This is a genomic window from Ruegeria sp. SAZD011 (assembly GCF_059612545.1).
In genome coordinates this window covers 1-25520 of record NZ_JBXWQU010000001.1, presented here as the reverse complement: position 1 = coordinate 25520, position 25520 = coordinate 1, and the positions used below count along the sequence as shown (strand labels likewise).

30 protein-coding genes and 2 pseudogenes are annotated in these 25520 nt (G+C 60.7%); 18 read left to right on the top strand and 14 right to left on the bottom strand.

Annotated elements, in window-relative coordinates; all coding sequences use genetic code 11:
- Positions 1-54 precede the first annotated feature (54 nt).
- From AC2FLM_RS00160 to AC2FLM_RS00140, 5 genes are all read right to left on the bottom strand, one after another.
- Positions 55-192, bottom strand: a complete 138-nt coding sequence (locus tag AC2FLM_RS00160) for a hypothetical protein (RefSeq protein ID WP_263388490.1) — start codon at positions 190-192, stop codon at positions 55-57.
- 128 nt (positions 193-320) lie between these two features.
- On the bottom strand, positions 321-1121 hold the full coding sequence (locus tag AC2FLM_RS00155) for a transglutaminase-like domain-containing protein (RefSeq protein ID WP_496854790.1): 801 nt from the start codon (positions 1119-1121) through the stop codon (positions 321-323).
- A gap of 40 nt (positions 1122-1161) precedes the next feature.
- Entirely contained in the window at positions 1162-1971 is an 810-nt protein-coding gene (locus AC2FLM_RS00150) for a hypothetical protein (RefSeq protein ID WP_496854603.1), read from the bottom strand.
- The gene (locus AC2FLM_RS00145; RefSeq protein WP_496854601.1) at positions 1968-2354 is read right to left on the bottom strand and encodes a hypothetical protein; all 387 of its coding nucleotides are present in this window, start codon (positions 2352-2354) and stop codon (positions 1968-1970) included. Before AC2FLM_RS00145 ends, AC2FLM_RS00150 begins: the two co-directional genes overlap by 4 nt.
- Positions 2351-2665 carry a hypothetical protein gene (locus AC2FLM_RS00140; RefSeq protein WP_496854599.1) on the bottom strand — a complete coding sequence of 105 codons (315 nt, stop codon included), beginning with the start codon at positions 2663-2665 and terminating at the stop codon, positions 2351-2353. Before AC2FLM_RS00140 ends, AC2FLM_RS00145 begins: the two co-directional genes overlap by 4 nt.
- 272 nt (positions 2666-2937) lie before the next feature.
- Between AC2FLM_RS00140 and AC2FLM_RS00135 the strand changes: the two genes are divergently transcribed.
- From AC2FLM_RS00135 to AC2FLM_RS00125, 3 genes are all read left to right on the top strand, one after another.
- On the top strand, positions 2938-3363 hold the full coding sequence (locus AC2FLM_RS00135) for a hypothetical protein (protein WP_496854597.1): 426 nt from the start codon (positions 2938-2940) through the stop codon (positions 3361-3363).
- Entirely contained in the window at positions 3360-3773 is a 414-nt protein-coding gene (locus AC2FLM_RS00130) for a hypothetical protein (RefSeq protein WP_496854595.1), read from the top strand. Before AC2FLM_RS00135 ends, AC2FLM_RS00130 begins: the two co-directional genes overlap by 4 nt.
- Positions 3774-3989: 216 nt before the next feature.
- Entirely contained in the window at positions 3990-4178 is a 189-nt protein-coding gene (locus tag AC2FLM_RS00125; protein ID WP_496854593.1) for a hypothetical protein, read from the top strand.
- 58 nt (positions 4179-4236) lie between these two features.
- On the opposite strand, the gene AC2FLM_RS00120 is transcribed toward AC2FLM_RS00125, so the two are convergent.
- Complete coding sequence (locus tag AC2FLM_RS00120) at positions 4237-4971, bottom strand: Crp/Fnr family transcriptional regulator (protein ID WP_496854591.1); 735 nt, start codon at positions 4969-4971, stop codon at positions 4237-4239.
- Positions 4972-5164: 193 nt separating this feature from the next.
- Here AC2FLM_RS00120 and AC2FLM_RS00115 point away from each other — a divergent pair, with 193 nt between their 5' ends.
- The 9 genes from AC2FLM_RS00115 (at position 5165) to AC2FLM_RS00075 (ending at position 13274) form a co-directional block, all read left to right on the top strand.
- Entirely contained in the window at positions 5165-5368 is a 204-nt protein-coding gene (locus AC2FLM_RS00115) for a hypothetical protein (RefSeq protein ID WP_496854788.1), read from the top strand.
- Between the two features lie 95 nt (positions 5369-5463).
- Positions 5464-6636: a fatty acid desaturase gene (locus AC2FLM_RS00110; RefSeq protein ID WP_496854589.1), complete on the top strand. Its 1173-nt coding sequence runs from the start codon at positions 5464-5466 to the stop codon at positions 6634-6636.
- Between the two features lie 104 nt (positions 6637-6740).
- A complete protein-coding gene (nhaA, locus tag AC2FLM_RS00105) occupies positions 6741-8051 on the top strand; it encodes a Na+/H+ antiporter NhaA (protein WP_496854587.1) in 1311 nt (436 codons plus the stop codon).
- A gap of 395 nt (positions 8052-8446) precedes the next feature.
- Entirely contained in the window at positions 8447-8572 is a 126-nt protein-coding gene (locus AC2FLM_RS00100) for a hypothetical protein (RefSeq protein ID WP_268888901.1), read from the top strand.
- A 16-nt stretch (positions 8573-8588) separates the two neighbouring features.
- Entirely contained in the window at positions 8589-8942 is a 354-nt protein-coding gene (locus AC2FLM_RS00095; RefSeq protein WP_496854585.1) for a DUF302 domain-containing protein, read from the top strand.
- Positions 8943-8976: 34 nt separating this feature from the next.
- Positions 8977-9630: a TVP38/TMEM64 family protein gene (locus AC2FLM_RS00090; protein ID WP_496854583.1), complete on the top strand. Its 654-nt coding sequence runs from the start codon at positions 8977-8979 to the stop codon at positions 9628-9630.
- A gap of 96 nt (positions 9631-9726) precedes the next feature.
- On the top strand, positions 9727-12060 hold the full coding sequence (locus AC2FLM_RS00085) for a heavy metal translocating P-type ATPase (RefSeq protein ID WP_496854581.1): 2334 nt from the start codon (positions 9727-9729) through the stop codon (positions 12058-12060).
- Positions 12061-12070: 10 nt separating this feature from the next.
- The gene (locus AC2FLM_RS00080) at positions 12071-12682 is read left to right on the top strand and encodes a class I SAM-dependent methyltransferase (protein ID WP_496854579.1); all 612 of its coding nucleotides are present in this window, start codon (positions 12071-12073) and stop codon (positions 12680-12682) included.
- A 148-nt stretch (positions 12683-12830) separates the two neighbouring features.
- Entirely contained in the window at positions 12831-13274 is a 444-nt protein-coding gene (locus tag AC2FLM_RS00075; RefSeq protein ID WP_496854786.1) for a DUF411 domain-containing protein, read from the top strand.
- A gap of 191 nt (positions 13275-13465) precedes the next feature.
- Here the strand turns inward: AC2FLM_RS00075 and AC2FLM_RS00070 are convergent, their stop codons facing one another.
- Both AC2FLM_RS00070 and AC2FLM_RS00065 read right to left on the bottom strand, forming a co-directional pair.
- Positions 13466-13723: a hypothetical protein gene (locus AC2FLM_RS00070; protein ID WP_496854577.1), complete on the bottom strand. Its 258-nt coding sequence runs from the start codon at positions 13721-13723 to the stop codon at positions 13466-13468.
- A complete protein-coding gene (locus AC2FLM_RS00065; protein ID WP_496854575.1) occupies positions 13720-14337 on the bottom strand; it encodes a DUF6127 family protein in 618 nt (205 codons plus the stop codon). The genes AC2FLM_RS00070 and AC2FLM_RS00065 overlap by 4 nt, the downstream gene beginning before the upstream one ends.
- Before the next feature lie 291 nt (positions 14338-14628).
- Between AC2FLM_RS00065 and AC2FLM_RS00060 the strand changes: the two are divergent.
- Positions 14629-15021, top strand: a pseudogene (locus tag AC2FLM_RS00060) (recombinase family protein); the annotation flags it as partial.
- A gap of 20 nt (positions 15022-15041) precedes the next feature.
- Positions 15042-15434: a hypothetical protein gene (locus tag AC2FLM_RS00055; protein ID WP_496854573.1), complete on the top strand. Its 393-nt coding sequence runs from the start codon at positions 15042-15044 to the stop codon at positions 15432-15434.
- Positions 15435-15497: 63 nt separating this feature from the next.
- On the opposite strand, the gene AC2FLM_RS00050 is transcribed toward AC2FLM_RS00055, so the two are convergent.
- Positions 15498-16283: an MBL fold metallo-hydrolase gene (locus AC2FLM_RS00050; RefSeq protein WP_496854571.1), complete on the bottom strand. Its 786-nt coding sequence runs from the start codon at positions 16281-16283 to the stop codon at positions 15498-15500.
- 313 nt (positions 16284-16596) lie between these two features.
- Here AC2FLM_RS00050 and AC2FLM_RS00045 point away from each other — a divergent pair, with 313 nt between their 5' ends.
- The gene (locus AC2FLM_RS00045) at positions 16597-17472 is read left to right on the top strand and encodes a GNAT family N-acetyltransferase (protein ID WP_496854569.1); all 876 of its coding nucleotides are present in this window, start codon (positions 16597-16599) and stop codon (positions 17470-17472) included.
- Positions 17473-17952: 480 nt separating this feature from the next.
- Here AC2FLM_RS00045 and AC2FLM_RS00040 read toward each other — a convergent pair whose 3' ends face one another.
- Both AC2FLM_RS00040 and AC2FLM_RS00035 read right to left on the bottom strand, forming a co-directional pair.
- Positions 17953-18186, bottom strand: a complete 234-nt coding sequence (locus AC2FLM_RS00040) for a helix-turn-helix domain-containing protein (RefSeq protein ID WP_496854567.1) — start codon at positions 18184-18186, stop codon at positions 17953-17955.
- Between the two features lie 63 nt (positions 18187-18249).
- Positions 18250-18855: a rhodanese-like domain-containing protein gene (locus tag AC2FLM_RS00035; protein WP_496854565.1), complete on the bottom strand. Its 606-nt coding sequence runs from the start codon at positions 18853-18855 to the stop codon at positions 18250-18252.
- 178 nt (positions 18856-19033) lie between these two features.
- Here AC2FLM_RS00035 and AC2FLM_RS00030 point away from each other — a divergent pair, with 178 nt between their 5' ends.
- Positions 19034-19699, top strand: a complete 666-nt coding sequence (locus AC2FLM_RS00030; RefSeq protein ID WP_496854563.1) for a response regulator transcription factor — start codon at positions 19034-19036, stop codon at positions 19697-19699.
- A 4-nt stretch (positions 19700-19703) separates the two neighbouring features.
- On the opposite strand, the gene AC2FLM_RS00025 is transcribed toward AC2FLM_RS00030, so the two are convergent.
- Positions 19704-22376 (bottom strand): hybrid sensor histidine kinase/response regulator, encoded by a 2673-nt coding sequence (locus tag AC2FLM_RS00025; RefSeq protein ID WP_496854561.1) that lies wholly within the window; start codon positions 22374-22376, stop codon positions 19704-19706.
- A gap of 628 nt (positions 22377-23004) precedes the next feature.
- Between AC2FLM_RS00025 and AC2FLM_RS00020 the strand changes: the two are divergent.
- A pseudogene (locus AC2FLM_RS00020) lies at positions 23005-23142 on the top strand (BrxR family helix-turn-helix transcriptional regulator); the annotation flags it as partial.
- 526 nt (positions 23143-23668) lie between these two features.
- On the opposite strand, the gene AC2FLM_RS00015 reads toward AC2FLM_RS00020, so the two are convergent.
- Complete coding sequence (locus AC2FLM_RS00015) at positions 23669-24007, bottom strand: hypothetical protein (protein WP_496854559.1); 339 nt, start codon at positions 24005-24007, stop codon at positions 23669-23671.
- Between the two features lie 122 nt (positions 24008-24129).
- Between AC2FLM_RS00015 and AC2FLM_RS00010 the strand changes: the two genes are divergently transcribed.
- The gene (locus AC2FLM_RS00010) at positions 24130-24477 is read left to right on the top strand and encodes a hypothetical protein (protein WP_496854557.1); all 348 of its coding nucleotides are present in this window, start codon (positions 24130-24132) and stop codon (positions 24475-24477) included.
- Positions 24478-25013: 536 nt separating this feature from the next.
- Here AC2FLM_RS00010 and AC2FLM_RS00005 read toward each other — a convergent pair.
- Positions 25014-25520: DUF3299 domain-containing protein (locus AC2FLM_RS00005; protein ID WP_496854555.1), on the bottom strand; the 507-nt coding region annotated here is incomplete at its 5' end.

Genomic DNA, 25520 nt, shown 5'->3' with positions numbered 1-25520 from the left:
GCTGCGGGTGGTCCGCGCCCCTCTTGGGAAAGGGGCGCGTGATCTGTGCACCTTTTAAGAAGTCTTCGATTTCGCGGGCGCTTCCTTGCCGGTGGCCTTGGCTTCGTTCTCCTTGGCAGGGGGCGTTGCGGTCTCTGCAGGCTTCGGCTCCATTGCGGCCGCAGCTCTGGCGGTAAGGTCCTTGAAGGACATGTCATCGATCCTTTGATTGGCCGGTGCCGACTCCTTATCCATTTCGGACCGGGATCCCTGGCATCGGTATCACCTATATGGGGGCTGGCGACCCGATTTACGATGGCACGCCACGAAGAATACCAAGGTCAGTCCAGTTCTTCCGTCCAAACATGGAACTCGGTCAGCATGTTCGGGCCGAACGTCTGCGTCAGAGGCACATCGGCGGCATCCCGACCGCGCGCGATCAAGATCCTCCCCAGGCGCGGGTTATTGTTTCGTGGATCGAAAACCCACCAACGGCCACCTAGAAAGACCTCCATCCAGGCAGCGAAATCGTCTGGCGCATGAGGCTCCGGCTGACCGAATTCGCTCAGGTAGCCGGTGCAGTAGCGGGCGGGGATGTTCATGCAACGGCAGAGGGCGATTGCGAGATGGGTGAAATCCCGGCAGACACCCTGCCGGCCGGCCAACGCTTCGGACGCCGTGCGTGTTGCGCTCGCCTGCATGTAGTCGAACGAAATGGCAGAGTGGACGTAGTCGCAGATCGCCTGTACACGCGCCCATCCCGGCGGCGTACTCTCGAACAGGCGCCAAGCGTCTTCCGACAGAAGATCCGTATCGCAGTAGCGACTGCCAAGGAGGTACGCCAGCGTCTCGAACGGTAGATCCTCAACCGCATGTTGTCCGGCGTCCGGTGCGGCCGGATCGGGCAGACCGCTATCGCGGAATATCCCGTCCGTGGACAAGGTGAAGTCCCCCGCCGGCGCCACCATCCGCGTGCACCAGTTTCCGAAGCCGTCACGATAGGATTCGAGCGGCACGCTTGGTGAAGTCACTAGCTCGTCGACGTTCTCCAGGTCGCCAAAGCGAGAATAGTGCACGTTCAGCATGGCGACGAGCGGCGTCGGCTGGACCATCCGGTAGAGCAGGCGGCATCCTATCCGCATCCGTTTTCCGAACAGGCCGCCATGGGTGGCTTGTGGCACTCTATCGCCCAAGAACGCACTCCCCGTTGGAGAGCTGAAAACTGCGGTCGCAGCGCCACCTGTTTCCAGATCGATCGAGATGGGCATTTGCCGGCAGGGCGATCGCAACGCAGGTGTTGTCCGCGGCCTCATATGCCCGGTCGCAACGCCATCCAGTTTCTTTTGACTCCGGGTCAAGATACGCATTTGCCGGAAGTTTCACGGGATCGCAGCGGCCATCGATCTCGAAGAAGCCCCTCTCGCAGATCCATTTGGCGCCATAGACCGCATTGGTGAGATAGCCGTTCTTAGGAACCGCAATGGGAGCGCATGCGTCTGCCGTCGCCGTGAAACCGCGCGCGCAGGCCCACCCCGAACCTGAGGTTTCATTGGTAAGAAATGCATTCTCTGGAAGAGTGATCGAAATACATGCCTTACGATCCAAACGATAACCGCGCTCGCATTGCCAACCGAAACCCGAAGATCGCAAGAACGCGTTCTCGGGCACCGGGATTGCTTCGCAAGTTGAACCACCCTTTTCCTGGTATCCACGTCGGCACGCCCAGCCCGTGCCGAATGAACGGCCCGTTGCATAGGCGTTCTCGGGCAAGTCGATGGCGACGCATTCTGCGTCATCTACCCGGTATCCCAGGTCGCAGTCCCAGCCACCGCCATAGTTCCGGGCCTCTGCATTCTTGGGGACCGGCCCGGTGCCATCCTGCGCAATAACTGGTAGCGAAGAAAAGGCTATCATGCCGGTCGCAGCGATCACCGCCATACCCAGGCCGAGCTTCGGCATCCATGCTCCGGCCGCCTTGATGAACCTGCTCATCCTTCGTCGACCGTAGTTTCCGACCGCTCGGGTATCGCATCGACATCGAGCGATGCCAGGCAGGCTTTTGCGATGTCGCGATCCGGGGTTTCGGTTCCGGGGACCGTCGCCCAGCCAGCGGCCATGAGGGCGTCGCGTCTCTGATAGGCCGAGGCGGCTCGTATCGTTTCCAGCTTGCTCCTTCGCTGGGGGTCAGTTCGGGCTATGTCGAGGCAAACCGGCACCATTGATGCGACGACATCGTCTCGGGACATCGCCATCGCCCTGTCATATGCAGTTCCGCCGGTCACCCAGCCGCCCCAGGAAAATCCGACGATGCCGACAAAAGCGCCGCCAATCACAGCACCATAGATGCCAGGTTTAAGCCATTCGGGAGTGTTCATGTTCTATCCTCCTGCGGGGAAAGCGCCGCATCGCTGTGTTTGTTCGGTTTGGTCGTGGCCGCATCCCGGCTCAGCGCCTTTTCCAGGTCGCCATCGGAAGTCGCCCACAACTCGGTCCGTCCCGCAGAACTGCCGCTTCCGCGCACCGTCAGATAGGTGGCCGTCCGTCTATATGCCTCGAAGCTCAATCCTTGGAGAAGCTCCTCTTCGACGAGAATTTCGTAGTCGCCCGCAGGCAAATCGCCCGGGTATCCCGGCAAGGTGAACGGGTTCGAAAACGTCACCCTCGATCTGGTCGACCGCATGTTCATCTCTGGTCTCCGCGATGTTGGCAGATCCTTCGCTCACCACTGTTGACGGCCCCTTGGAGTTCGGGACGGACCAGTCGAACGATTTATTCTCTTGTACGCCGTGATCGTTCGACTGGCGCTATCGCATGTTAGTCCCGGGCACGGAACCGGCTGCGACCTCCCCGGGGGCGGTTGCCCGCACTGACCTGTGTAAGGGCGCGGGGACCGACCTGCGCGTATCCTTTGGGAAACAGGGGCGATCTGCGTTCCTGCAACCCTTGAAAGGATTGGCAATGGCCGACCCCAGTGTTCTCAACCCGCACCCGCCCGAGTTCGATCGGTTTCTCCATGCCTCCGTCGGCGAGGACCGGAACGGCTATGCCGTGACCGTGCTCTCCACGCTTGCGCGGCTTGGCCTCGATCCATGGAAGGAAACCGCTGAACTGGTCATGCTGGGGCGCGACGCCGCGCGAGCGCGATTGGGAACGCTGCTTGCCCGGTTTCGGGACGTTCCTGCGCTCGCCAGCGATCACGGTAAGGTCGCACGAGACTTGAGCCAGCTGCTCCCCGAAGACCGGGCGTCAGGTAGTCTGAAGCGAGCCGCCTCGACGGTGGCCGGCGGCCGGCCAGGAACAAGCGGAGCGATCTGGGCGGTGCTCGCGATCATCTTCGCACTGTTTCAGATGTTCATGGTTGGCGGGTCAGGGTCAGGCGAATGACCGTCTCAACCGCAACCGTGGGCAGACCGGCACATGCGGCACACAAGTCCGGCACGCTGTCGCCTCGCGAACAGGGCGTTCTCTGGGACATGGAGGAACACTTCTGGACCAGTGGCGCCGACAACGCGCGGGCAACGACTGCGACCAACGCCGTCATGGTCTTCCCCTATCCGCCCGGCATCCTCCAGGGCGATCAGATCTGGACCCACCTTCGTGAAAGGACCGGCTGGCGCTCCGTTGTCATGGCCGAACGGCGCGTGATGCGGTGTCGTGACATCGCCATTCTCACCTATCGCGTCTCGGCAGAGAAACCCGATGTGCCGATCTACAAGGCGCTCTGCGCCTCAACCTACCTATACGATGATGACACATGGCTGAGGGTTTCCCACCAGCAAACCGTAGTGACGTGAGTGCCATGACGTCAATCGACCTGCGACAAGCGCCGGGACTAACCTGCGTCAGTGCAGGGGACTGGTGATACCGTCTAAGTGAGACGTGCCCGCCGAATATTTGGCGGTGCATTTTTTTCCGAGTACCTGAGAAGCGTGTGGGCGTGCCGATCCCAAGAAAGGTCGGCATGTCTGCACGCTTCTTATTCTCGGATCGTCCATGAAAGGACATTTCCAATGACTCCCGAACAGAACAAGACCGCCGAGAAAATGACATCCGTGAAGGCCGCGTTGGACAAGGCGCCCGCTGGCGCGAAGAAGGACACGGCGCTCAAGCACTACCAGGCCGCCGACAAGGCAAACACGGCCAGGAACGATGCCGAGACAAACAAGGAACTCGACGCGGTGACCCACGCTCTCGCGTGACCTCCAGCGTTTGACGTGATCACCGGGGTCGCCTGCCGCGCAGCGGAGGGCGGCCCGCTCATTTCAGGAGCGGCCCGGCCTGGTCCAGATATGCAGGATCGAACTCGGCAAGTTTCACCAGCCCCTCATAGTCGTGAAACGTCACGCGGCCGTTCCGAAAGGTTACCAGGGCGTGTTCGCGAAGCTGCCGCAGGACACGGTTCACATGGACCGCGCTCAACCCCAGCGTATCGGCAAGGTGGTACTGCGTCAGCGGGCAGTCGAACCCCTTCTTGCTACCCATGCCGACCAGCGCAAGCCTCGATCCCAGCTCCAGCAGGAAATGCGCCATGCGGGCGTCTGCATCGCGTCGACCGATCCCGACAAGGTGCTCCACCACCATCGCCTCGTCCCTTGACGCAGCCCAGAGAATGGCGGTCGCCAGGCGAGGGGTCTGTGCAAACGCATCAAGAAGATCATGCGCCAGAACCTCGACGGCTTCGATGTCAACAATGGGTTCGAAACTGTGGTCCGAGGTGCGTAACAGCACGCTGCGCAATCCAAGAAAATCCCCAGGCACCTGGAAATCGACGATCTGGCGCGTCCCATCCGGCTGGATCTTGTAGGAACAAACCCAGCCCGCCGACAAGATGTAAGCCGTCTGGGCGGATTGCCCCTGATGTACCATGTCCTGTCCAGCAGCGAACGTCCGGCGGCGTCGGTGCAGCCGCGCAAGCACAGCGAGCTCCGCTTCCGACAAGACGACGAAAGCCGAAAGCTTGCGAATGAAGGGGCTGTGCGCCTCGTCGGTCATATACGTCCTCGAAGTATCAGCAGGTTCTGATGGAGGCAGTCGCGAAAATTCAGGCCTAGCCACTGCTTCAGATCAGCCCATCCTAGCACATTTCCTGCAAGAAAGGAGCGGACCACTCTGGCGCGCCACAGTCATGCACGCCAATTCACAGCGAGGAGCGCCCACGTTGCCAGACAAAACAGATTATGCCGGCATGGCGGCCCTGTCGATCTGCGAAGCGCTTCTGCTGGCGATGAAAGACCGCAAGCTGCTACCAGAGCACGAGATCATCGGGGTTCTCCGCGATGCCGCGGCAACCCACGAGAAAGACACCGGCCCGAACGCGGAAATGCACCAAGCTGTTGCGGCTCTCATCAACCGAATCATCGCTGGTGAAAACTCCGTACGCAGGCCTTGACCCGAACACTTTCCACCAAAGAGGACCCCAGATTGCCCCTCCGATCTAATTCCCCATTGCCCCACCTGCCGCTTCAACCGCCCGACGATCGGGACATGCCTCCCAGCAACGACGGGCTTGATGGCGATGTGCGCTCCGCCCAGTGGGATGATGAACGGCGTCCGGGCGCATTGCCGGGTCAAGCCCACGCGCCGGAGGGTCCATCCGCAGGTGTCTCCCCGGATGCCGGCATCCCCTCGTGTATCAACGTTCCAGTACGGGACAATACGCACCTAAGCGCGTCGGACTGGACGAGGACGCTGGCGAGATACCGCCAGCCGCGTCCCTCCCGAAGCGTTTTCGAACTTGCAGTCACCCTCGTGCCGTTCGTCGCATTATGGGCAGCGGCCTGGTGGATGCTGACGATCAGCACCGCCATCGCCCTAGCTCTGGCCTTGGCGAATGCTGCTTTCCTCGTCCGTCTGTTCATTATTCAGCACGATTGCGGGCATGGATCCCTGTTCCGCGACCGGCGCCTTTGCGACTGGATCGGCCGGGTGCTTGGTGTCGTCACACTCACGCCCTACGACGTCTGGCGACGGACTCATGCGATTCATCATGCCTCGGCCGGCAATCTCGACCGGAGGGGTGTCGGAGACATCCCGACCCTGACGGTGACTGAGTATCAGCAGAAAGGATGGCTTGGCCAGGCCCTCTATCGAACTATCCGCAATCCAATCTTTCTGTTCGCGGTGGTGCCGTTCTATACCTTCTTCTTTCAGAACCGGCTGCCCGTTCACCTGATGCGAGCCGGTCGGCGCTATTGGATGAGCGCGATGGCGACGAATGCAGCCATTGCCCTCATCTTGACTACTGTTGTCTGGCTGGGCGGCTGGGACGTGCTGCTGTTCGTGTTCCTGCCCACGATGTTTCTGGCCGCTATCGTCGGCATGTGGTTCTTCTACGTCCAGCACCAATTCGAAGAAACCAGCTGGCAGCACGAGGATTCCTGGAACATCCACGAGGCAGCCCTTCACGGCAGTTCGTACTACGACCTTCCCAGAATCTTGCGATGGATCACGGGCAATATCGGCGTCCACCACGTGCATCACTTGGCCAGCCGGATCCCATTCTACCGCTTGCCCGAGGTGATCGCGGATCACGCGATCCTGGCACAGACGAGGCACATTACACTTTGGGAAAGCTTCCATTGCGCACGACTGCACCTATGGGACGAGAAGCACCGGAAACTTCTTTCATTCGCGGAGGCCCGGACGCTTGCCGCCTGAGCCGTCCCGGACGCGGCTGAGGCGCCGGCAACTGCTTCTGGTGGTCAGCTCAGCCGCGTTGCGATGGCAAAGACTCTGTGGACCCCAAAAGGTATGCTTCTCCCGTGATCGATACTCATCAAGGCCTGCCCCATGAGGCCGCCGACAGCATAACGAAACCATTCGCACGCTTCCTGAAGATCGAAGCGGCAGCAGGTGGACTCCTGCTCCTGGCTGTTCTGCTGGCTTTGGGGCTGGCCAACTCGCCGTGGCAAGAAGGCTTTCTTCGTTTTTGGGAGACCCCCATCGGCCTCACATTCGGCTCGTTGGATTTCACCCGCTCTCTGCGGCACTGGATCAACGACGGTCTGATGACCCTTTTCTTCTTCGTGCTTTCTCTGGAACTCAAGCGCGAGTTGGTGCTGGGCGAATTGCGAAACCCTCGACAGGCCGCCCTGCCGTTCGCAGGCGCCTTGGGTGGCATGGTCGTGCCGGTCTCTCTGTATCTTGCGCTGATGTCCGGCCAGCCCGGCATACATGGCTGGGGAACCGTGATGGCAACCGATACGGCCTTCGTGATCGGGTGCCTGGCTCTATTCGGAAGCCGGATCCCGCCCACCTTGCGATTGTTCCTGCTGTCTCTGGCCATCTTTGACGACGTGGGTGCAATCCTCGTGGTCGCCTTCGGTTACGGTGAGGCGTTGAACTGGTCGGCTCTCGGATTGGGCTTTCTGGGGATTGGTATCGTCGCAGGCGCGTCGCGCCTCGGGATCAGAAGTGTACCGGTCTATTTCCTTCTGGGAGCGGCAGTCTGGTTATGCTTCGATGCTTCCGGCGTCCACGCGACCATTGCAGGTGTCATTCTGGGCCTGATGACGCCAACGCGCATATGGGTGAGCGATGCCCGCCTGCGTGCAATCCTTGGGCGGGTACTCGCCGTTCCGGCCGGCGATCGTCGACAAGGAGATGCCGCAAGCCACCGCGACCTGCGTCAAGCCGGCAGAGCGGTCACTGAGTCGCTCTCACCAGTCGAACGGCTCGAGATGATGCTGCACCCCTGGGTCGGCTTTGCAATCATGCCGATCTTCGCACTGGCAAATGCCGGCATCACGGTTCAGGGTGTCGATTTCGTACAACCGGTCTCGCTGGCGATCATTGTCGGCCTGGTGTTGGGAAAACCGATCGGCGTCCTCGGGTTCAGCTGGTTTGCCGTACGATCCGGCCTGGCGCAACTCGCGCCGGGCTTGTCGTGGCCCTTCATTCTGGCCGGCTCTTTTCTGACGGGGATCGGTTTCACGATGTCGTTGTTCATCGCAGGCCTCGCATTCGACAGTTCCGTCCTGAATGCGGCAAAGTTGGGTATTCTCGGCGGATCGGCGCTGTCGGCGATACTCGGCATCTCGCTTCTGATTTGGCTCACATTGCGAATGAGGTGACGAAAGTACTTAGCCGATGCGCTGCGCGACCTCGTTCATGTACCCTTACTGTCCATCGTCGATGTCGAAGCCGATCAGTTCTGAGATGCTTTGCTGCCCAAAGTTGCTGCAACAGCCGACGGCGCGGCGCAACGTGCAGCAACTGCCCGTAAGGAAGGGAACACGAATTGGAACGACACGGGAACCGGTATGGGCCTTGGCTGGCTCTGCGCCCTGCTGATCCTCGTACTGGTGATCTTGGCCATAGAGGCACCGATCAAACTTCTTCGACAATAGGCGGAAGCCGGAAAGGGCGCCCCGCCGTCCAGACACCGATCCTATGCTATACTGCGCATGCAGTAGTGAGGCCTGTTTATTAGGCGCCCCTTAGGGTTGCAGCCTAGGAGGACGAGAAGATGAATTGGAACGACATGGGCTTCGGAATGGGTTTCGGGATGGGGTTTGGCTGGCTGTTCGGCCTGTTGATCCTTGTGCTGGTGGTTTTGGCCATAGCGGCGCTGATCAAATATCTTCGGAAATAGGAAAAAGGACTTCGCAATGACCTACACGATCAATCGCGTGATCTCCGGCGCAGGTATCGACGATATTGACTCTCGTGCGCGCAAGGCGCTGGCGGATCAGGGTTTCGGCGTGCTGACCGAGATCGACGTCAAGGCCACGATGAAGAAGAAGCTGGATGTCGAGATGCCGGCCTATCGCATCCTTGGTGCCTGCAAACCGAAGATGGCGCATCACGCCATCGGGATCGAGCCGCGTGTGGGGGCGATGCTGCCGTGCAACGTCATCCTGCGCGAGGTCGAAGATGGCGTCGAGATCAGCGCCATCGACCCGGTGGCGTCGATGCAGGCGATCGAGAACCGCGAACTTACGGCTGTTGCGGGCCAGGTCTGAGACCTTCTCGCGAAGGCCGTTGCCTCGATCTGAGGTGGGGTTGCGCGCAATCATCCTCATGGTGATGGCGATCCTCGGGATCGCCGTGCTCGGTGCCTGGCTATTCACGCCTTCTTCTTTCGACCAGGCACGCGGCCTGATAGGCGGCGAGCGTCTGGAGATGCTGGTGGCGCGCGCCGGGATCTGGGGGCCGGTTCTGATCGTCACGCTCATGACCCTCGCGGTCGTGGCCAGCCCGATCCCGAGTGCGCCCATCGCGCTGGCCGCCGGTGCTGCCTACGGGCATGTCTGGGGAACAGTACAGGTCGTGATCGGCGCGGAACTCGGGGCACTGATCGCGTTCGGCCTCGCGAGAGTTCTGGGGCATGATGTCCTGCGACGGGTCTTTGGTGACCGCGTCGATGCCGGGCTGCTCGGCTCGCAGACCGCGTTGACCGCGACGGTCTTCGCCAGCCGCCTGATGCCGTTCGTGTCTTTCGATATGATCAGTTACGCTGCGGGGCTCAGTCGCCTGCACGCCTGGCGGTTCGCCTTCGCCACGCTGGCCGGTATCATTCCGGCAAGCTTCTTGCTCGCCCATTTCGGGGGTGAGGCGGTCAGCGGAGACTTTGGGCGCGCGACTTGGGCAGTGCTCGGTCTCGGCCTCGTGACGGGCTTACCGCTGCTCTGGGTGGCGATGCGGAGATAGCCTGAAGAGAGCCTTCCCGACCAAGATTGAAATGGGCTTGACCTTCCAACCGCTGGAGGTGGCAAGCTGAGAAAAAGACCAAAAGGCGCACAGACCATGGAACACGATCACCACCACGCGGCACCCGACGTGCCCTCGGAGGCCGAGACGGCGAAGGACCCGGTCTGCGGGATGACGGTTGCAGTCAAGCCCGATGGACGTCACGCCGAGTTCCAGGGCGAGCCCTTCCATTTCTGTTCGGAGAAATGCCAGACGAAGTTCACGGCGGATCCGTGGTTCTATGCCTCGGGAAGGGCCGACGGACAAAAGAAGGCCGCACCGGCCAACGTCCAGTACACCTGCCCGATGCACCCCGAGATTGTTCGGGATGCGCCGGGGTCATGCCCGATCTGCGGCATGGCGCTGGAACCGATGGTGCCCTCCGACGAGTCCAGCGAGGAGCTGACAGACTTCACACGCCGGATGTGGATCTCGGCTGCCGCCGCGGTGCCGCTTATTATCCTGACGATGGGTGAACTGGTGGCGCTGCCGGTGCGCGACTGGATCGGGCATCAGACGGCCAGCTATCTCGAGTTTCTGCTGGCCACGCCCATCATATTCTGGGCGGCGCTGCCATTTTTCCGGCGCGGCTGGGATTCGATCGTGAACCGAAGCCCGAACATGTGGACGCTGATCAGCATCGGCGTGGCGGCGGCATACCTTTACTCGATCGTCGCCACGTTCCTGCCGGGGGTGTTTCCGGAACAGTACCGGATGGGCCACGGCGTCGGCACCTACTTCGAAGCAGCGGTCGTGATCGTGACGCTGGTTTTCGTGGGCCAGGTTCTCGAACTTCGGGCGCGCGAGCGCACCGGGGATGCGATCCGCGCGCTTTTGGATCTGGCGCCGAAGACCGCACGGCGTATCCTGCCAGACGGTACCGAATATGACGCCCCGCTGGAGAATATCATGGAGGGCGACCGGCTGCGCGTGCGCCCCGGTGACGCGGTCCCGGTCGACGGAACCGTGATCGACGGCCGCTCGTCGCTGGACGAAAGCATGCTGACCGGCGAGTCGATGCCCGTCGAAAAGGGCCCGGGCGATGCGGTGACCGGGGCCACGATCAACAAGAACGGCTCCCTTGTGATCGAGGCGGGCAAGGTTGGTTCGGACACGGTGCTGGCGCAGATCGTGGCGATGGTGTCGAACGCGCGCCGCTCGCGCGCGCCGATCCAGGGGCTGGCCGACCGCGTGGCGGCGGTATTCGTGCCGACGGTCGTGGTCATCGCCATCGTCGCCTTCGTCGTCTGGCTGACCGTCGGCCCCGAGCCCACGCTGGTCTTCGCGATCGCTTCGGCGGTGTCCGTCCTGATCATCGCTTGCCCGTGCGCGCTTGGGCTGGCCACGCCGATCTCGATCACAACGGCAGCAGGACGCGGGGCACAGGCGGGCGTACTGATCAAGGACGCCGAGGCGCTGGAACGCATGGCGGCCGTCGATACGCTCATCGTGGACAAGACCGGCACTCTGACCTTGGGCAAGCCGAAGCTGACTGACACCGTGGCGCTGGCGGACATTCCCGAGGCCGCCCTGCTGTCGCTGGCGGCGGCGCTGGAGCGCGGTTCGGAACACCCACTAGCCGAGGCGATCGTCGAGGGGGCAGAAGCACAAGGGGCCCCGCGGGAGGAAGCCACAGACTTCGATGCTGTCACCGGCAAGGGCGTGCGCGGCACGGTCGGCGGCCGTGCCGTGGCGCTCGGCAACGCGGCGATGATGCGTGAGATGGACCTGGACACGGGCGCCGCCGAGGCGCATGCCGACACCCTGCGCGCCGAGGGCAAGACGGCGATGTTCGTCGCTCTCGATGGCGCGCTCGTCGGCATCGTGGCGGTCGCCGACCCGATCAAGGACAGCACCGAGCAGGCGATCCGCGAACTTCATGCCCAGGGTCTGCGGGTCATTATGGCGACCGGCGACAATGAACGCACGGCGCAAGCAGTGGCGGGCAAGCTGGGGATCGACGAAGTGCGCGCGGGCATCCTGCCCGAGGCGAAGAAGGACCTGATCGACCAGTTGCGTCGAGAGGGCCACAAGATCGCGATGGCGGGCGACGGGGTGAACGACGCGCCCGCGCTGGCCGCCGCGGATGTCGGCATCGCCATGGGCACGGGCGCGGATGTGGCGATGGAAAGCGCCGGAATCACTCTGCTGGGCGGCGACCTGATGGGCATCGTCCGGGCGCGCAAGCTCGCACGCGCCACTTTGCGCAACATCAAGCAAAACCTGTTCTTCGCCTTCGCTTACAACGCGCTTGGCGTCCCCATCGCAGCAGGACTGCTCTACCCCGTCACCGGCCTTCTCCTGTCGCCGATGATCGCGGCGGCCGCGATGAGCCTGTCGTCGGTTTCGGTCATCTCCAACGCGTTGCGACTGCGGCGGATCGGTCTCTGAGGGAGGAACGATGACCGACAAATCGAACCGCTGGGAAGACGTCTACCAGAGCAAGGCCGATGCTGAGACCAGCTGGTTTGAGGAGCGCCCGCAGATCTCGCTCGACTTGATCGCCGCGACAGGGGCAACCATCGACGCCGCCATCGTCGATGTCGGTGCCGGGTCGTCGCGGCTGGTGGATTGTCTGCTGGAACAGGGCTTCCGCCGGATCACCGTGCTCGACCTGTCAGCGACGGCCCTGGCAAATACCCGCGCTCGGCTGACTGAAGACGTCCCGGTAGAATGGGTTATGGCGGATGTCCTCGATTGGCAACCTTCGCGGAGCTTCGATGTGTGGCATGACCGGGCTGCGTTCCACTTCCTGATCGAAACCGCCGATCAGGAAGCCTATCTGCGGGTTATGGACCGGGCCCTCAAGCCGGGAGCTCACGCCATCATCGGCACCTTCGCGCCAGATGGCCCGGAGAAGTGCAGCGGACTGCCGGTCGCCCGCTATGACGTGACGCTTCTGGCAAAACTGCTCGGCCAAGACTACCGCTTGATCCGGTCGCAGAAGCACGAACACCACACGCCGAGGGGCGACGTGCAGCGGTTCCATTTCGGCCTGTTCAGGAAGAAGTGATCACTTGAAAATCTGAGGAAATGGACAAACTGTGTATGATTGTCTGCGTAAGGAAAGCAAACGCTCGTTTCTCCAGAGAGTTACCTGGCAGAAATGGCCCGACGAAGGAGTGATATCTGTGGAATACAGGATCTCTCGCCGCGAATTGATGCTCGGCGCGATTGCAGCTTCGGTCACCATGCGGGTCCCCGCCATGGCTGAAACCAGACCGGCGATCCATGTGATGAAGGACCCAAACTGTGGCTGCTGCTCGGCCTGGATCGAGATACTCGAGAACGGCGGCTTTGATGTCACGACCGAGGAGAGCAGCGGTACGCGTCTGAGGCGTTACAAGATAGACAACGGCATCCCGCAAAACATGGTCTCCTGCCATACTGGGCGGATTGATGGCTACATAATCGAGGGCCACGTCCCTGTTGCCGACATTCGCCGTCTGCTGGATGAGCGTCCGGACGCAGTGGGCCTAGCAGTGCCCGACATGCCCTTCGGATCGCCCGGCATGGGTCCGGAAAGTGAACGCGAAGCCTACGATGTGTTCCTGATCCGGCGCGACGGATCGACCGAGGTGTTCACCAGCTACGCTGCCGCATGACCTTAAGCTGCGAGTCCGCTTCTGATCAAGGACGAGAACACAGGCGCGCCTGCTCCCGCAACACGGCGTAGTCGACAAGCATCTCCGCAATCACTGCGTCTTCCGGCAGCAAGGCAAGCTCCCCTGCCGCCCGCGCCTGAACCTCCCTTCTGTACTCAACGACCGGCGGACATCTCACTAAACCGCCTGCTTCAAAATCCGCCGTCGCGCAGCCGGTCAACCAGCTCGTCGCGATTCCGAGGACGGCGAGCCGCTGCCTCCAGCATCCGGCGTTGAGTTTCATTGGCCTTCTCCGTGGTTTCGAGACGTTCTGCCAGGCGACCAACGCGCTCCCCAGCGCGGCGGAACGACAGCAGGAACAGGATGATGGCGAGGGCGATGGTCCCATAGCGCAAGGCGGCCCGCATCGATGGGCTGGCGGCGATCCCGCCGAGAATGCTGGCGATCACCTCTTCCCCCGTTTCCAGTCATCAAGGCGGGCGTAGATCGTAACCCCGATCCCACCGAGCGCCACGGCGATGAACACCCAGCGGAGTGTGTCGAGATATGGCACCAGCGGCAGAACTGCGGACTGAGTTTCCGCGAGGACGCTTTGCGCGACCTCGACCCCGGCCGCGCCTAGTGTCGCGACACCTGCGGCCCCGCCACCCTTCATTGTGCGACTGTCGGCCAACACCTCGCGCGCGGGTGGCGCGTCCTCGGCGAATGAGGTCGCTCGGATCGGAAACCGCTTGCCCCACTGACGCGCGGGCCCAAGATCGACATGGATGAAACCCGAGCGCGGATAGAAGCCGAACCCAAGGAACCCGACTGCGCGTGCCGCCGCCTCGAACACGACCGGGTCATGGTTCGACATGGCGATATCGAAGGCCGCACCGTCCATGTGCTTGGAACGCATCGCGCCACCAACGGCGCGGTTGGTCTGCACGGCGGTGCGGCGCACGAAGCGGATGCAGTCGAGCAAAGAGCGCAGGTCGCGGATGTCGAGCGCGGCGGTCTCGCCCTCGAGCCCGACATCGGCCAGCGCGCGCCGGGCGCCTTCTTCCGCGGCGCGGGCCAGCATGGCCTGGAACTCGGCCTCGGGAATGCGCAGGTTTGAACGAAGGATCGCCGCCCACCTTGGCCGCAATCATCTGGCGGGCCCGGCAGACGCGGACAATATCCTCCCCCTCGGCAGGCTCCGTGAGCCGCCAATAGAGGTGCAGCTTGTCCTGACCCTCGGCCGTTACGCCACCCGATGCGACTTCGAGTGTTGGCGGCCCCAGGTGCTGGATCAGGTGGCTGCGCTTTGCTGCAATGTCACCATGGTCGATATCGACCAGGACAACTTGCATCTGCGCAATATGTTCGGAGCGTGCTGCGCCCGCTTCATGGACAGTGGCTTTCATGGCTTCACGCCCAGCGCGAGGCCTGCGAGGCGTACATCGCCAGCCAGCGCTCCGAGGGCTGGGTGCTGGTCCGCGATCAGTACGATGACGGCGGCATCTCCGGCGGCACGCTGGAACGGCCCGGCCTGAAGGGACTGATGGCTGACATCGAGGACGGGTTGGTCGACGTGGTCGTGGTCTACAAGATCGACCGCCTCAGCCGCTCGCTGGCCGATTTCGCCAAGCTGGTCGAAGTGTTCGACCGTAACAGCGTCACGTTCGTCTCGGTCACGCAGTCGTTCAACACGACCACCTCCATGGGGTGGCTGACGCTGAACATCCTGCTGTCCTTCGCCCAGTTCGAGCGCGAGGTGACGGCCGGCGGCATCGAGGCGGCCGCATGAACCGCAGCACGCCGATCCCGGAGACTGTGACGCTCCATGTCCCGTTCCGCATCGTGAAGCGCGGCGGGCGGAAAGAGATGCAGCTACCAGACGGCGCCACTCAGCCGCACCGGACAGACAGCGTCCTGGTCAAGGCGCTGGCGCGCGCCTTTCGTTGGAAGAGGTTTCTGGAGTCGGGTGAGTTCGTCACCATCGCCGAACTGGCCGAGCGCGAGGGGATTGCGCCCTCATACATGACACGCGTGCTGCGCCTGACACTGCTCGCACCCGACATCGTTGAAGCGATCCTGGACGGGAAGCAGGGACCGGAGGTGACGCTTGCGAGGGCGCTGGAGCCTTTTCCGTTGGCGTGGATGGCGCAGCCGGAGCACGTCGGACGTAACGCCTGAAGCGGCCGTTTGTGCCGAGCGCAGCGAACTGGGTAATCGAGCCCAGAGTTGCCACATCACTTGCTAGAGTTCGATCAATGAACCGGCACCAGGACGTTCGTAGCCAAATTCGGTTTGAAGGCGGGCTTGGATGTCGAACGAAACGCAGTGAACGGGAAGGAGATGTGGGATTTTCTCTGTTTTGAACCAGTCAATTGTTTCATTCACCGCAGGCTTTTCTGGATTGACCAGATGAAATCCGCCGATGACGGCGAACAAGTCCTGCCCTGTGACTTCCTTGGCATGGGTACAAATATTGCAAATACCACTGTGCGAGCATCCTGTGACCACTACCGCTCCGCGTTCAGTCCGAAAAGCCAAAGCTGTGTCGTCGTCCATCGGGTCTTCGTAGTAATATCCGCGCTCAAAAGATGTGACCCTGGGAATTTGGCCAAGGAAGAAAGCTCCAGGTACGAATTCCAACGGCTCTTGTGCTTCAACAACTTGGAAATCAGCGCGGATCTTCTGTTCAATCTCTGCGTATTTGTGAGGGAGATGGCGATCAACCGGCTCGATGAATGGATCGAGGAGTGCAGTCATGACACGCGGGTGCAGGACAAGCTTTTTCTTCTGTTTGAAGGAGTGAAACAGCAAGCCACGAGAATGGTCGCTGTGGAAATGGGACAGAGCTATTACGTCCACCTTGTCCAGATCAATATCTGCGGTCTCGGCGTTTCGACGCCATACATCGGACCAGCCCGTATCGAAGAGGATTTTAGTATCACCGTATTCGATCCAAGCCGAGAATCCATATTCCGCCAGCCAGCAAAGGTCGGATACAAGATTCTCGTTCAACAGCCGGATTTTCATGTGGCTCACCGTGCAAAATTCGAGAATTGGCGAACATAATAGCCGAAAGTTGCTCGAAAACGAAGATACTCGAACGTCAGGAAAGCCCGCTGAGCCGTCAGTGAAGTTGATCGGCATCTTTTCTGCCGCCCACCTGACCAAAACGCGCAGATGTCTCAGTCGAGCCCGATTTAGACCTTGGTGTTAGGCGCCGCATTCGCCACGAAGAGCGGCAATCGGACCTTTGCGTGGCGATCAGTGAAGGGTCAAGGGGGAGACACGTCGAACAAGCTGGAGATATGCGGGAAATGCCCGGGTTGAATGAGGGTTGTCATTGGCTGATCTGACGGGCACCGTGAACCGGACTTTCAATTGCCTGACGTGGATCGGAGTTTTCATGGGCGCATTTGTCGATGAGTTCTTTGGCGGGCCCAACCAGCAAGCCCTCCAGCGGCGCGCAGCCGACATCTGGACGCTTTTGAAGGACGATCTTCGGTTCTGCTGCCATGGGCGCGCAGTAGGCTTGGCCGACACCACGGCTACAAACGTCGACACTCAGATTGCGCTGGCACGGCTTCAGGGAGCGTCTTCGGTCGAGGGGCTGCACAAGGCCGAAGCCGTTTTACGCCGCGATGCGCTCGAACGTGCCGGACTGAGAACGGACCAGTACGTCTCCTGGCAAGGTAGCGAAGGGACACTCGCCACCGCGGAGCGAATAATAGGGTCGAAACCTCTGCCGTCGGACCTTGAGATCGTCGCGGTGGATGACGAAACCTCGGCGGAGGACATGGCGCAACTTGATGCTCTGACGGGGTCCTGCGACGTGCTTCTCCCGATGGGGGCCTTCATGCGGGGCCATTGCCGCCCGGCGGTCTGCCTGTTCGCCCGGGACGGGACGGGCCGAATCGTCGGGTCCACCGCTGCAGTCGCGCAGTTCCATCCCGATCACCCGAAGGCGGGTCTGGCCTGGTGGGGGATGCTGGCAACCGACCAAGCAAGGCGTGGGCAGGGGATCGCCCTATTACTGGGGGCGAGGTCAATGTTGGAAATGCGGACCCGTTTCGGCTACGGGTGCTTCTTCACGGGCATTCGCGAAGGGAACATGGCGTCGGAGCGCCTTTGCGGCAAGCTCGGCCTGACGCCATCGGACAACGTCGTGATGATCGCTATTGCGCCACAGTTGTTCGCCTCCGGACAGGTGACGAAGTAAACTCTCGACGTGGAGTTCGCCGCAGCCGTTCGCTGGAAGCCCGACGAAAGGCTCGCGTGGGTCGGTTGCTGCCTTAAAAGCGCGCAGGTCGAATACCCGTTTCGTCCGCTCTTGACACATCAAACGGCTACGCAGCGATGAGATAGCTACCCGCTTTTGGGAAAAGCGGACCGTACGGCGCAAGAGCATCCGTTCCATGAGCCTGATCTTCAGTTCTTTCATCAGCCCGTCATCGCCGAGCAAGTCTTCAGGGCGCTCAACGCCCTGCAGCAGTTCGTCCAGAATTTCTTTCGAGATGGTCATTCATGCTTCCTTTCGGTGAAGCATGAACCGGATCAGTCATACCTAAAAGGTCGGATACTCTAATCGAACGGTCTACCAAACCAGAACGCCCTCACGTCGGTTTCACCTGCGCGGTATGTAAAATGTTTTCCCCTGAAACAGACATCGACGCGTTCAGCCTTTTTGGGCATCTGTATGTCACTTCCCTTTGCCGCCCAACTCTTCGATATCGCATTGCAGCACTATGGCAAAGCGCTTCAGGACCTCCTCGCAAACGGCACGGCGGCCTTTTTCGATGTTCGAGATTGAAGATGGATGCGCAAATCCAAGCGCTCTGGCCAAGACGGTCTGCGTTACGCCCCGCTGCAATCGCATTGCCCTGAGGCGGTGCCCGACATCAACCCATTCGCCGTAATCTGATAGGTCCCGCATTGCTTGATGTGTCCGTCTGTACCGGAGCGGTAGCAACCCGCTCCGGATCGACAATTGAACCGATCAGTAGGCTTGATCGGGGCGAATCTTGTAAGACCAACTCAAATGTGCGTTCTTCCAGCCGTTGACGCCGCGCGCGCCATCCGTACCCTTGTCCCCTTCAAAGCCGTCGACGACCGAAAAGACCTTGGAATAACCAACCTGCGCCAAGAGATCCGCAGCCCGAGCGCTGCGACTGCCGGAACGACACATCAGGATGATCGGGCTGTCCTTCGACAACCCCTTTTCCCGAACCAGGTCGGCAACATCCTTGTCGAAATTCGAGTTGACCTCCATCTTGTAGGCACCTTTTACATCGTCGAATTCCCAGAATTCATCCATGACCATGTAGGGAATGTTCTTGTCAGCCTCCTCGGCGATTCCGACGAAAAAAACCTCGGCCCGGGTGCGTATGTCGATCAGCAGTGCGTCGGGGTTTTGCGCGAGGAATGCCGAGGCTTCCTCGGCCGTCATATATAAGTCCAAGGAGCTACGCTTGCCCTTTGGCAGGCTGTCCGGCTGGACGGTCGATGCAAAGTGGATAGAACTTTCTGCCAGAGTCTCGGCCGGCATCAGCAGGCCTATGGCGAGGGCGGCACAAACGCCAAAATTTCTGGAAATGACATTCATATTGCAATCCTCCATCGGTGAAGGGTGGGGCACGGCTCCGGTCCGGATTTGGCGCTGGCCGCAAGTTGACCTTACGGCAAGAATTTTGCTTGAGTTTCGCATCGCTGTTGCATGATTGTTAAACGGTGTGTCACGGCGGGAGGCGAAAGTGCCGACAAAGCAAGTCAGGCCGCGTGTTATGGTCGTCGAGGACGACCTCTTCGTTCAGGGGCTCCTGAGTGCATTGATGGAGAACGAGGGATTTTCAACGGTTCGGGCAGGGAGCGCCCAGGAGGCACTGGCTGAACTCGACCACTGGTCCATCGCTGCCATCCTGCTCGACCTTGGGCTGCCGGACGAGGATGGCATCGCTCTACTTCGAAGCATACGTCAAAGAACAAGCGCACCGGTGGTCGTTGTCACGGCCTGCGATGGTCTCGACGAACGCCTGACAGCGCTTGAACTCGGCGCCGATGATTTTGTCGTCAAGCCCGTGGAACCGCGTGAACTGGTCTTGCGACTACGGCGCCTGATCCGCCCCCTGTCCAAAACTGACGAAACCCGGATCGATGTGGGCGGGTGGAGCCTTGATCCTGACGGGCGGGTTCTGAGGGATCCGGCCGGCGTTCCGGTCGACTTGCGCCGTGCCGAATTCAACCTCTTGAATGCCCTTTTCCGGTCGCAGGGCCGCATACAAACTCGGGGTCAACTGCTCGACGCCATTTCAACGGGCAAGGAGACATCGACCGAACGTACCGTCGATGTCCTTGTCAGCCGGATCCGGCGCAAGCTGGGAACGGACGGTGAAGGTATGATCGTCACAGTCACTGGCATCGGTTATACACTGCGCCCGCCCAAAGCGTGACCACTCAGGCAGCGTATCCATCCTCGAGAGCCATCTTGCTGTTCAGGTAGGTCTCGAGTTCGGCTATCTCGTCTGCCAACTCTGCCCGGATCGCTTCGAGATCCACAGTGGGATTTGATCCAGACCGCAGCGCGCTCGCCGTGGTCTCCAGACGAGTTCCGAGGCGCAACAAGCCAACTGTCGACAGAGCACCTGCCATCTTGTGCAGGGCCTTAGAAGATGCCGCGCTGTCTCCGCTCTCCAGCGCGTCGGCGGCCATTGCAGTTTCGATTTCGATGGTCTGACGGAAATCATGGACGAGATGTCGGACATGCTCGGCGCCCAGCGTACCAACGTAGCTATCCACGTATCGAGGCTCGAACCGCCGGATCTTGGTCGCATCCCCGGTTTCGGCAGCTCCCGGCATCTCCAGCACCCCGCTGATTGCGAGTTGCAGAGTATCGCCGCTGGCCGGTTTGGACAGGACAAGATCGAAACCGGCAGCCGCGCAATCCATCCGAAGCTGTTCGTCGTAGGCGGCTGTCAGCCCCACCAGGCGCGCCGCATACTTCTGCCTGCGCAATCGCCGACCCAGTTCCAGGCCGTCCATGTCCGGCATGAAGATGTCCGTAATAACCACTTCGAAGCCTTGGGTCGCCACCAGTTCAAGCGCTTCAGCGCCGGTCGCGGCGGTCGTCACCTTGTGACCGAAGTGCAGCAGCAGGTCGTGCAGCACGTCGCGGTTTAACTTCACGTCATCGACAACAAGGACTCGCACGCCGGACGGTACAGGGATCAATACCTGCTCGGCCGCCTTCCCGCTTTCTTCGGGCAGGCTTTCGAGGTTCAAGGTGAAGAAAAAACGGCTGCCACGTCCCGGACGGCTTTCGACTGCCAACGATCCACCCATGAGTCCGACAAGATCGTGCGCAATCGAAAGGCCAAGCCCGGTGCCCTCGGTGTCCCGGCCTCCACCTTCGTCCAGCTGCACGAAGGGGCGAAAAAGGCGTTCCATGTCCTTCTCGGCAATGCCGATCCCGGTGTCGCGAACCTCGAATGTCACACGTACCTGACCACCTTCGGACGGTTCCCCGCGCAGTACGACCTCGACCCGGCCCTTGTCAGTAAACTTCACCGCGTTGCCGATCAGGTTCAGCAACACTTGCCGCAGCCTGGCCTCGTCCGCGGCCACATTGCCGGGTAGACTGCCCTCAGTCCGAAACGCAAGCTCCAGCCCCTTCTCGGCGGCGCGTGCGCTCATCAGGTTGCACATGCTCCGCGTCAATGCGACCAGGTCCACGCGAGAAAGATGGAGTTCCGCCTTTCCAGCCTCCGACTTTGCCAGCTGGAGGATGTCGTTGATGAGCGACAATAGTGCTTTGCCCGCGTGGCTCAGGTTGTTGACGTATCCCTGTTGTGTCCTGTCCAGCGGGGTACGGCCCAGCAGCTCGACCGTACCCATGATCCCGTTCAGAGGGGTACGCACTTCGTGGCTGAGCAAGGCCAGAAATGTGGATTTCTCGCGTCCCTCCCGGATCGCCTGCTCTCGTTCGCCGCGCAATTGGCGAACCCGATCGGCCAGCGCGAGGGACAGAACCAGCATTTCCAGCAGCACCGAAGCATTTATCGCGGCACCGGACGGAGGATTATCGACGAAGCCCATCATGGCGGCTATCGCCGTCAGCGTCATCGCGACCATGGGCGTCCATCCTACGAGAATGTAGAGCGATTGGCGCACACCACGAAAGATCCCGATCACCGCTGTCGACAGGACCAGGAAAGGCACCAAGGCATAGGTGATCATCCAGAGTTCTGCCATTTTCAGGTAACCGACAAAGGGCGTGGCGAGGACCATCGCGATCAGTACCACCAGGCAAACAGTCATCATCCAGTACAGGATCGGACTCCATTCACGGACCCGCAGGAAACGCCGGACAAAGGCGATGCCAAAGATCTCGATGCCGAAGCCCGCAAAGACTGTGATCCAGGGGTGCGCGGTCCAGCCCAACAGCACCGCCGCGAAGCCGTAGCTGTTGAAGAAAAAGAGGAAGTAGCTCGCCCCATGCGCCGCGTAGAGGATATAGTCTGCTTCGCGCAAGGCCGCGCCCAGGAACAGGTTGTAGAGGATCAAAAACAGCATCCCCCCCATCAGCGAGTAGACGACGAAATGCCGAGAGACGCGGGGGGTGTTCAGCGCATAGTCGGGCCCGACCTTAATCGAGTAATTGATCAGACTTCGCGATTGAACCCGAAGGGCCAGAGTGCGCGCCTCGCCAGCGGGCAGCGTGAAGGGTAGGACATGGCTGCCCATACTCTTCAACATGCGCGGTTCGGTCACCTGCCGCATCAGCCCCGATTGGACATGCTGTTCGACTGCACCTTCTCTGATCACGTAGAGATCTATGAAATCCGACCGCGCCGCATAGACTTCGACCCACCACGAAGAGACGTCGCCCAGGTTCGAAACTGTGTCGACCACCCAGTAGGAATTGCCACCTGCGGCGACGCGCTTTCGGGGCTCATCTTTTAATTCCGTCGCGCGGGCCAGGGCTCCGTCCACGTCCAATGTGCCCTCTTGGTCGGGAATGATCGTGCCCTCGTAAAAAATGTCACGCACGGGCGCCGTTTCAAAGGCCGCCGCCGCAGTGGCCAAAAGAAAACTATGAATGAAGATTACGACAAGTGTGACGTAGCGCATTCCCGCCTCCCCCCAAGGAAACTTCACCACAGCTTGCCGTCATAGTTCTTTCCCGTCAAATATTCAGAGGCATGCATGAATGACAAACTACATCGCAGTGGTTCGGGTGCGTCTATTCGTGAAAGTATGGGTAAGCAAAAATAGAGGCCCGAATTGCCTTTCCGGTGTGAGTTCGGACATCGCGAAACGAACGGCAGTTTCACTTGAAGGACCTATTCCGTCTTGCTTGGATGCAGCGATCACAGACGCCGCTCCGAGTACTGGCGAACGTTCGATTTGTGTTCCATCTCGCCGAGCGCCACTGAGTTCGAAGCGTTCAGCTTGAACCCTCGAAAAATCAAATTGTGCCAGTGTCTTACAAGTAATTCACCAAATCGGTGCAGTCATCAGGTTAAGAGAATTTGGGCCTCAGAGATCCGCTTGGCGATCCCCCGGTCAGCTCTGGCTGGGGCTACTGACTACTTCGCTTCGGCCTTAGCATTTGCAGCCGCTGCTCGCTTCGTTTGGGATTGTTGCTGCTGTGAGAAGCATTTTCATTGCCAGATCATCATCCCCTGGCTAGCCTCACGACAACCCAGAAAATGGGCGCGCATAGTTACCATGCGCATCAGGGGGCTGGGAGGCCGCGGTGGACAACGAGAGGTCCGAACTTCGTTGGGGTGTCGAGCAGCGTCTCGAGTTCATAGAGTTCCGCCTGTTCTGGGAGGGACATGTGAACCGCAGCGACCTGATGGAACAATTCGGGGTCTCGGTGAACCAGGCGTCCAGGTGTGACAGTGCAATGCCATGTCCTTCCACATCGCGACATGCTCAAGCCCACCGAACAGGAAGCCGCGGCGGGGCCCGGAGGATGGACGCAGCAGGAGGGTTTCTACGTCTACCGCAACAAGCGTCTCCTTCTCGCCGGGGGCTGGCTGGGCCTCGGCGATGGCGGCAAGCCATGGCCTCGCGATGAAGCCCACAGGCTTGCCCGCATCCGGCTCGACATACCGAACAGCGCGGACGCCGAGTGGAAGATCAATGTTCTGAAGTCGACGGCCAGTCCGCCGGTAAGACTGCGATCTCAGCTTCACCGTCTGGCATCGGAAACTCGTGACACAGCGAGACGGGTTTTCGCCCACCGGGGTCACATCACCCCAGTTTCAGGCACGCGCTCGAACGCTGTAGCCGAGGCCTGGCAAGTGCGGCGTTCGGCACAAGGGACGTCCTACCGGATTGCCCGTGACCATGACCTCGTCGCCTCGGTCCTGAATCGCGCCGGCTCGCTCAACTCGTCGGCGGCAACACCAAGTTCATCGAGGTTCTGGCCGGACGCCTTCTCGGAAGCGAGGTCGTAGAGCGTCAACAGCTGCGGAAGCTTCTCCTTGCGCTGCGGCTTCGAAAGGTCGCCTATCTGCGGCGAACAGATTGGCGACGATCTTGCGTTCCACCCTGTCGCGCGAACACACCTCGATCCGTCGCCGGGCATGCGAATAGACCAGCAGCATCTCATCAGGTGGGCGGAAATAGAGCAGCTTCGTCGACTTGTCCGGCTGGACGGTTTTCTGGCTCGCATAGGCGCCGAAGAAGGTGACAGCCAGCAAGACGTCCTGACTCTCACCGTTTTCGGCGGGTAGGTCGACAGCCTCCACTTTGCAGCCATCGTCATGCTGCAGGCGCTCGGCGATCTCTTTCGAGAGCGCATCATGGTCGACACCCGCTGCCGCTAGGGGAATTGAGGCATCTATCGACCACGCCTCGTATAGCGTTCCATGTGCGCGTCGACATCCTGGTCTTCGACGAGGCACGCCACTCGATTAACGCGTACAATGTGAAGCGCGGCAACGGCTCATACGACGGCGGCAAGCGTCGGATCATCCACGAGGAACTCGTACGCACCCAGATGCTTCTTTCCGACTATGGCCGCGGGAGCGGGTTCGTGTCGGAGACCAGCCATGCCCACATCATCTTCTATTACGGCCTTCTATCGTTGCCACCGCCACTCGCGATCTCTGGTGACGACCTCGACGAGCATTTTCAGTTTCCTGTTCGTGAGGCGATCGAGTTCGTGAACGCCTACTTCGTTGCTCGGCTATCAGCGTTAATCGAGCAGGAAGATTAGCCTCCACGCGCAGCCTTTTTTGCTCCGTCGTTGTTCGATCCCGGTTCCATTTGAGGCGGACGGGCCTGACATCGAAAGCAACGTTGGTCACGGAAACTTATTGTTCAAGTACAGTAACTTAAAAGAAAATCACCGAATCCGCGCAGTCATGAGGTCCGGAGAATATCGGCTCTAAGAGACCGCTTCCGGGCCTCTTGGTGCCGGGGCCAGTGCTCAGCCCCTCCCGCATAACCCTCGAATACAACGGAAAAATCCGGCCGCGGCCGGATCGGGAGAACGCTTTCGCGGGGGCAAGTGGCGGAGGGGATGGGCCTGGCGTCGAACCCTCTCTATCACTTAAGCCATTGATTTTAATATATTTATAAGACTGCTTCTCAAGCAGCGGGTGTTGCGGACGTACTCGTCTGGCACCGCAGGTTGCCTTCTTGGGGGGCATTATCCGACCCATCTCAATCCGATGTCTCGTGGATGCGACGCTTTCGCCGCCACGTGTCGTCCGCCATGCCAAGACACCGATCGGCCCAATGCATCGGCGTTCATCCGCCGTACCTCTCGACCAGCACCGGTTGCATAGAATAGCTCACGGAGACCGGGGCCTGTCCGTCGACATACCCAACGTCCTGAACCGAACTCTGTGCGACCATGGTTCCGGTGATCCAAACGGGGGTGAAGAGTCCGTTTACCTCGATTCCCTCAGGATAGACCACATGGACGACCTGGTTGGCGGGTGGCGGCGGGGTGTGGATGCAGGCCCCGACCGTCGGCACGAGAAGGAACTCGACGGCTTTGCGGTCCTTGAATTGCAGGGGCAGCACATATCCAGGCAGGCGCACACTCGTGCCGACGAGGTCCTCGTTCACTCTGGTGGCCGCAGCTTCGCGTTGTTTCATGATCGCGAGGCGCGCGGCGAACAACCCGTCGACATCGAGGCCGTCCTTGGCCAGTTGTTTGCGTAACGCTTGCGCTTCGGCGCGCGCTTCGGCGTCATCGCTCCGCTCGGCCCGTGCCTCGAGCCGCAGGATCTGGCGGAGGCTGTTCATCTG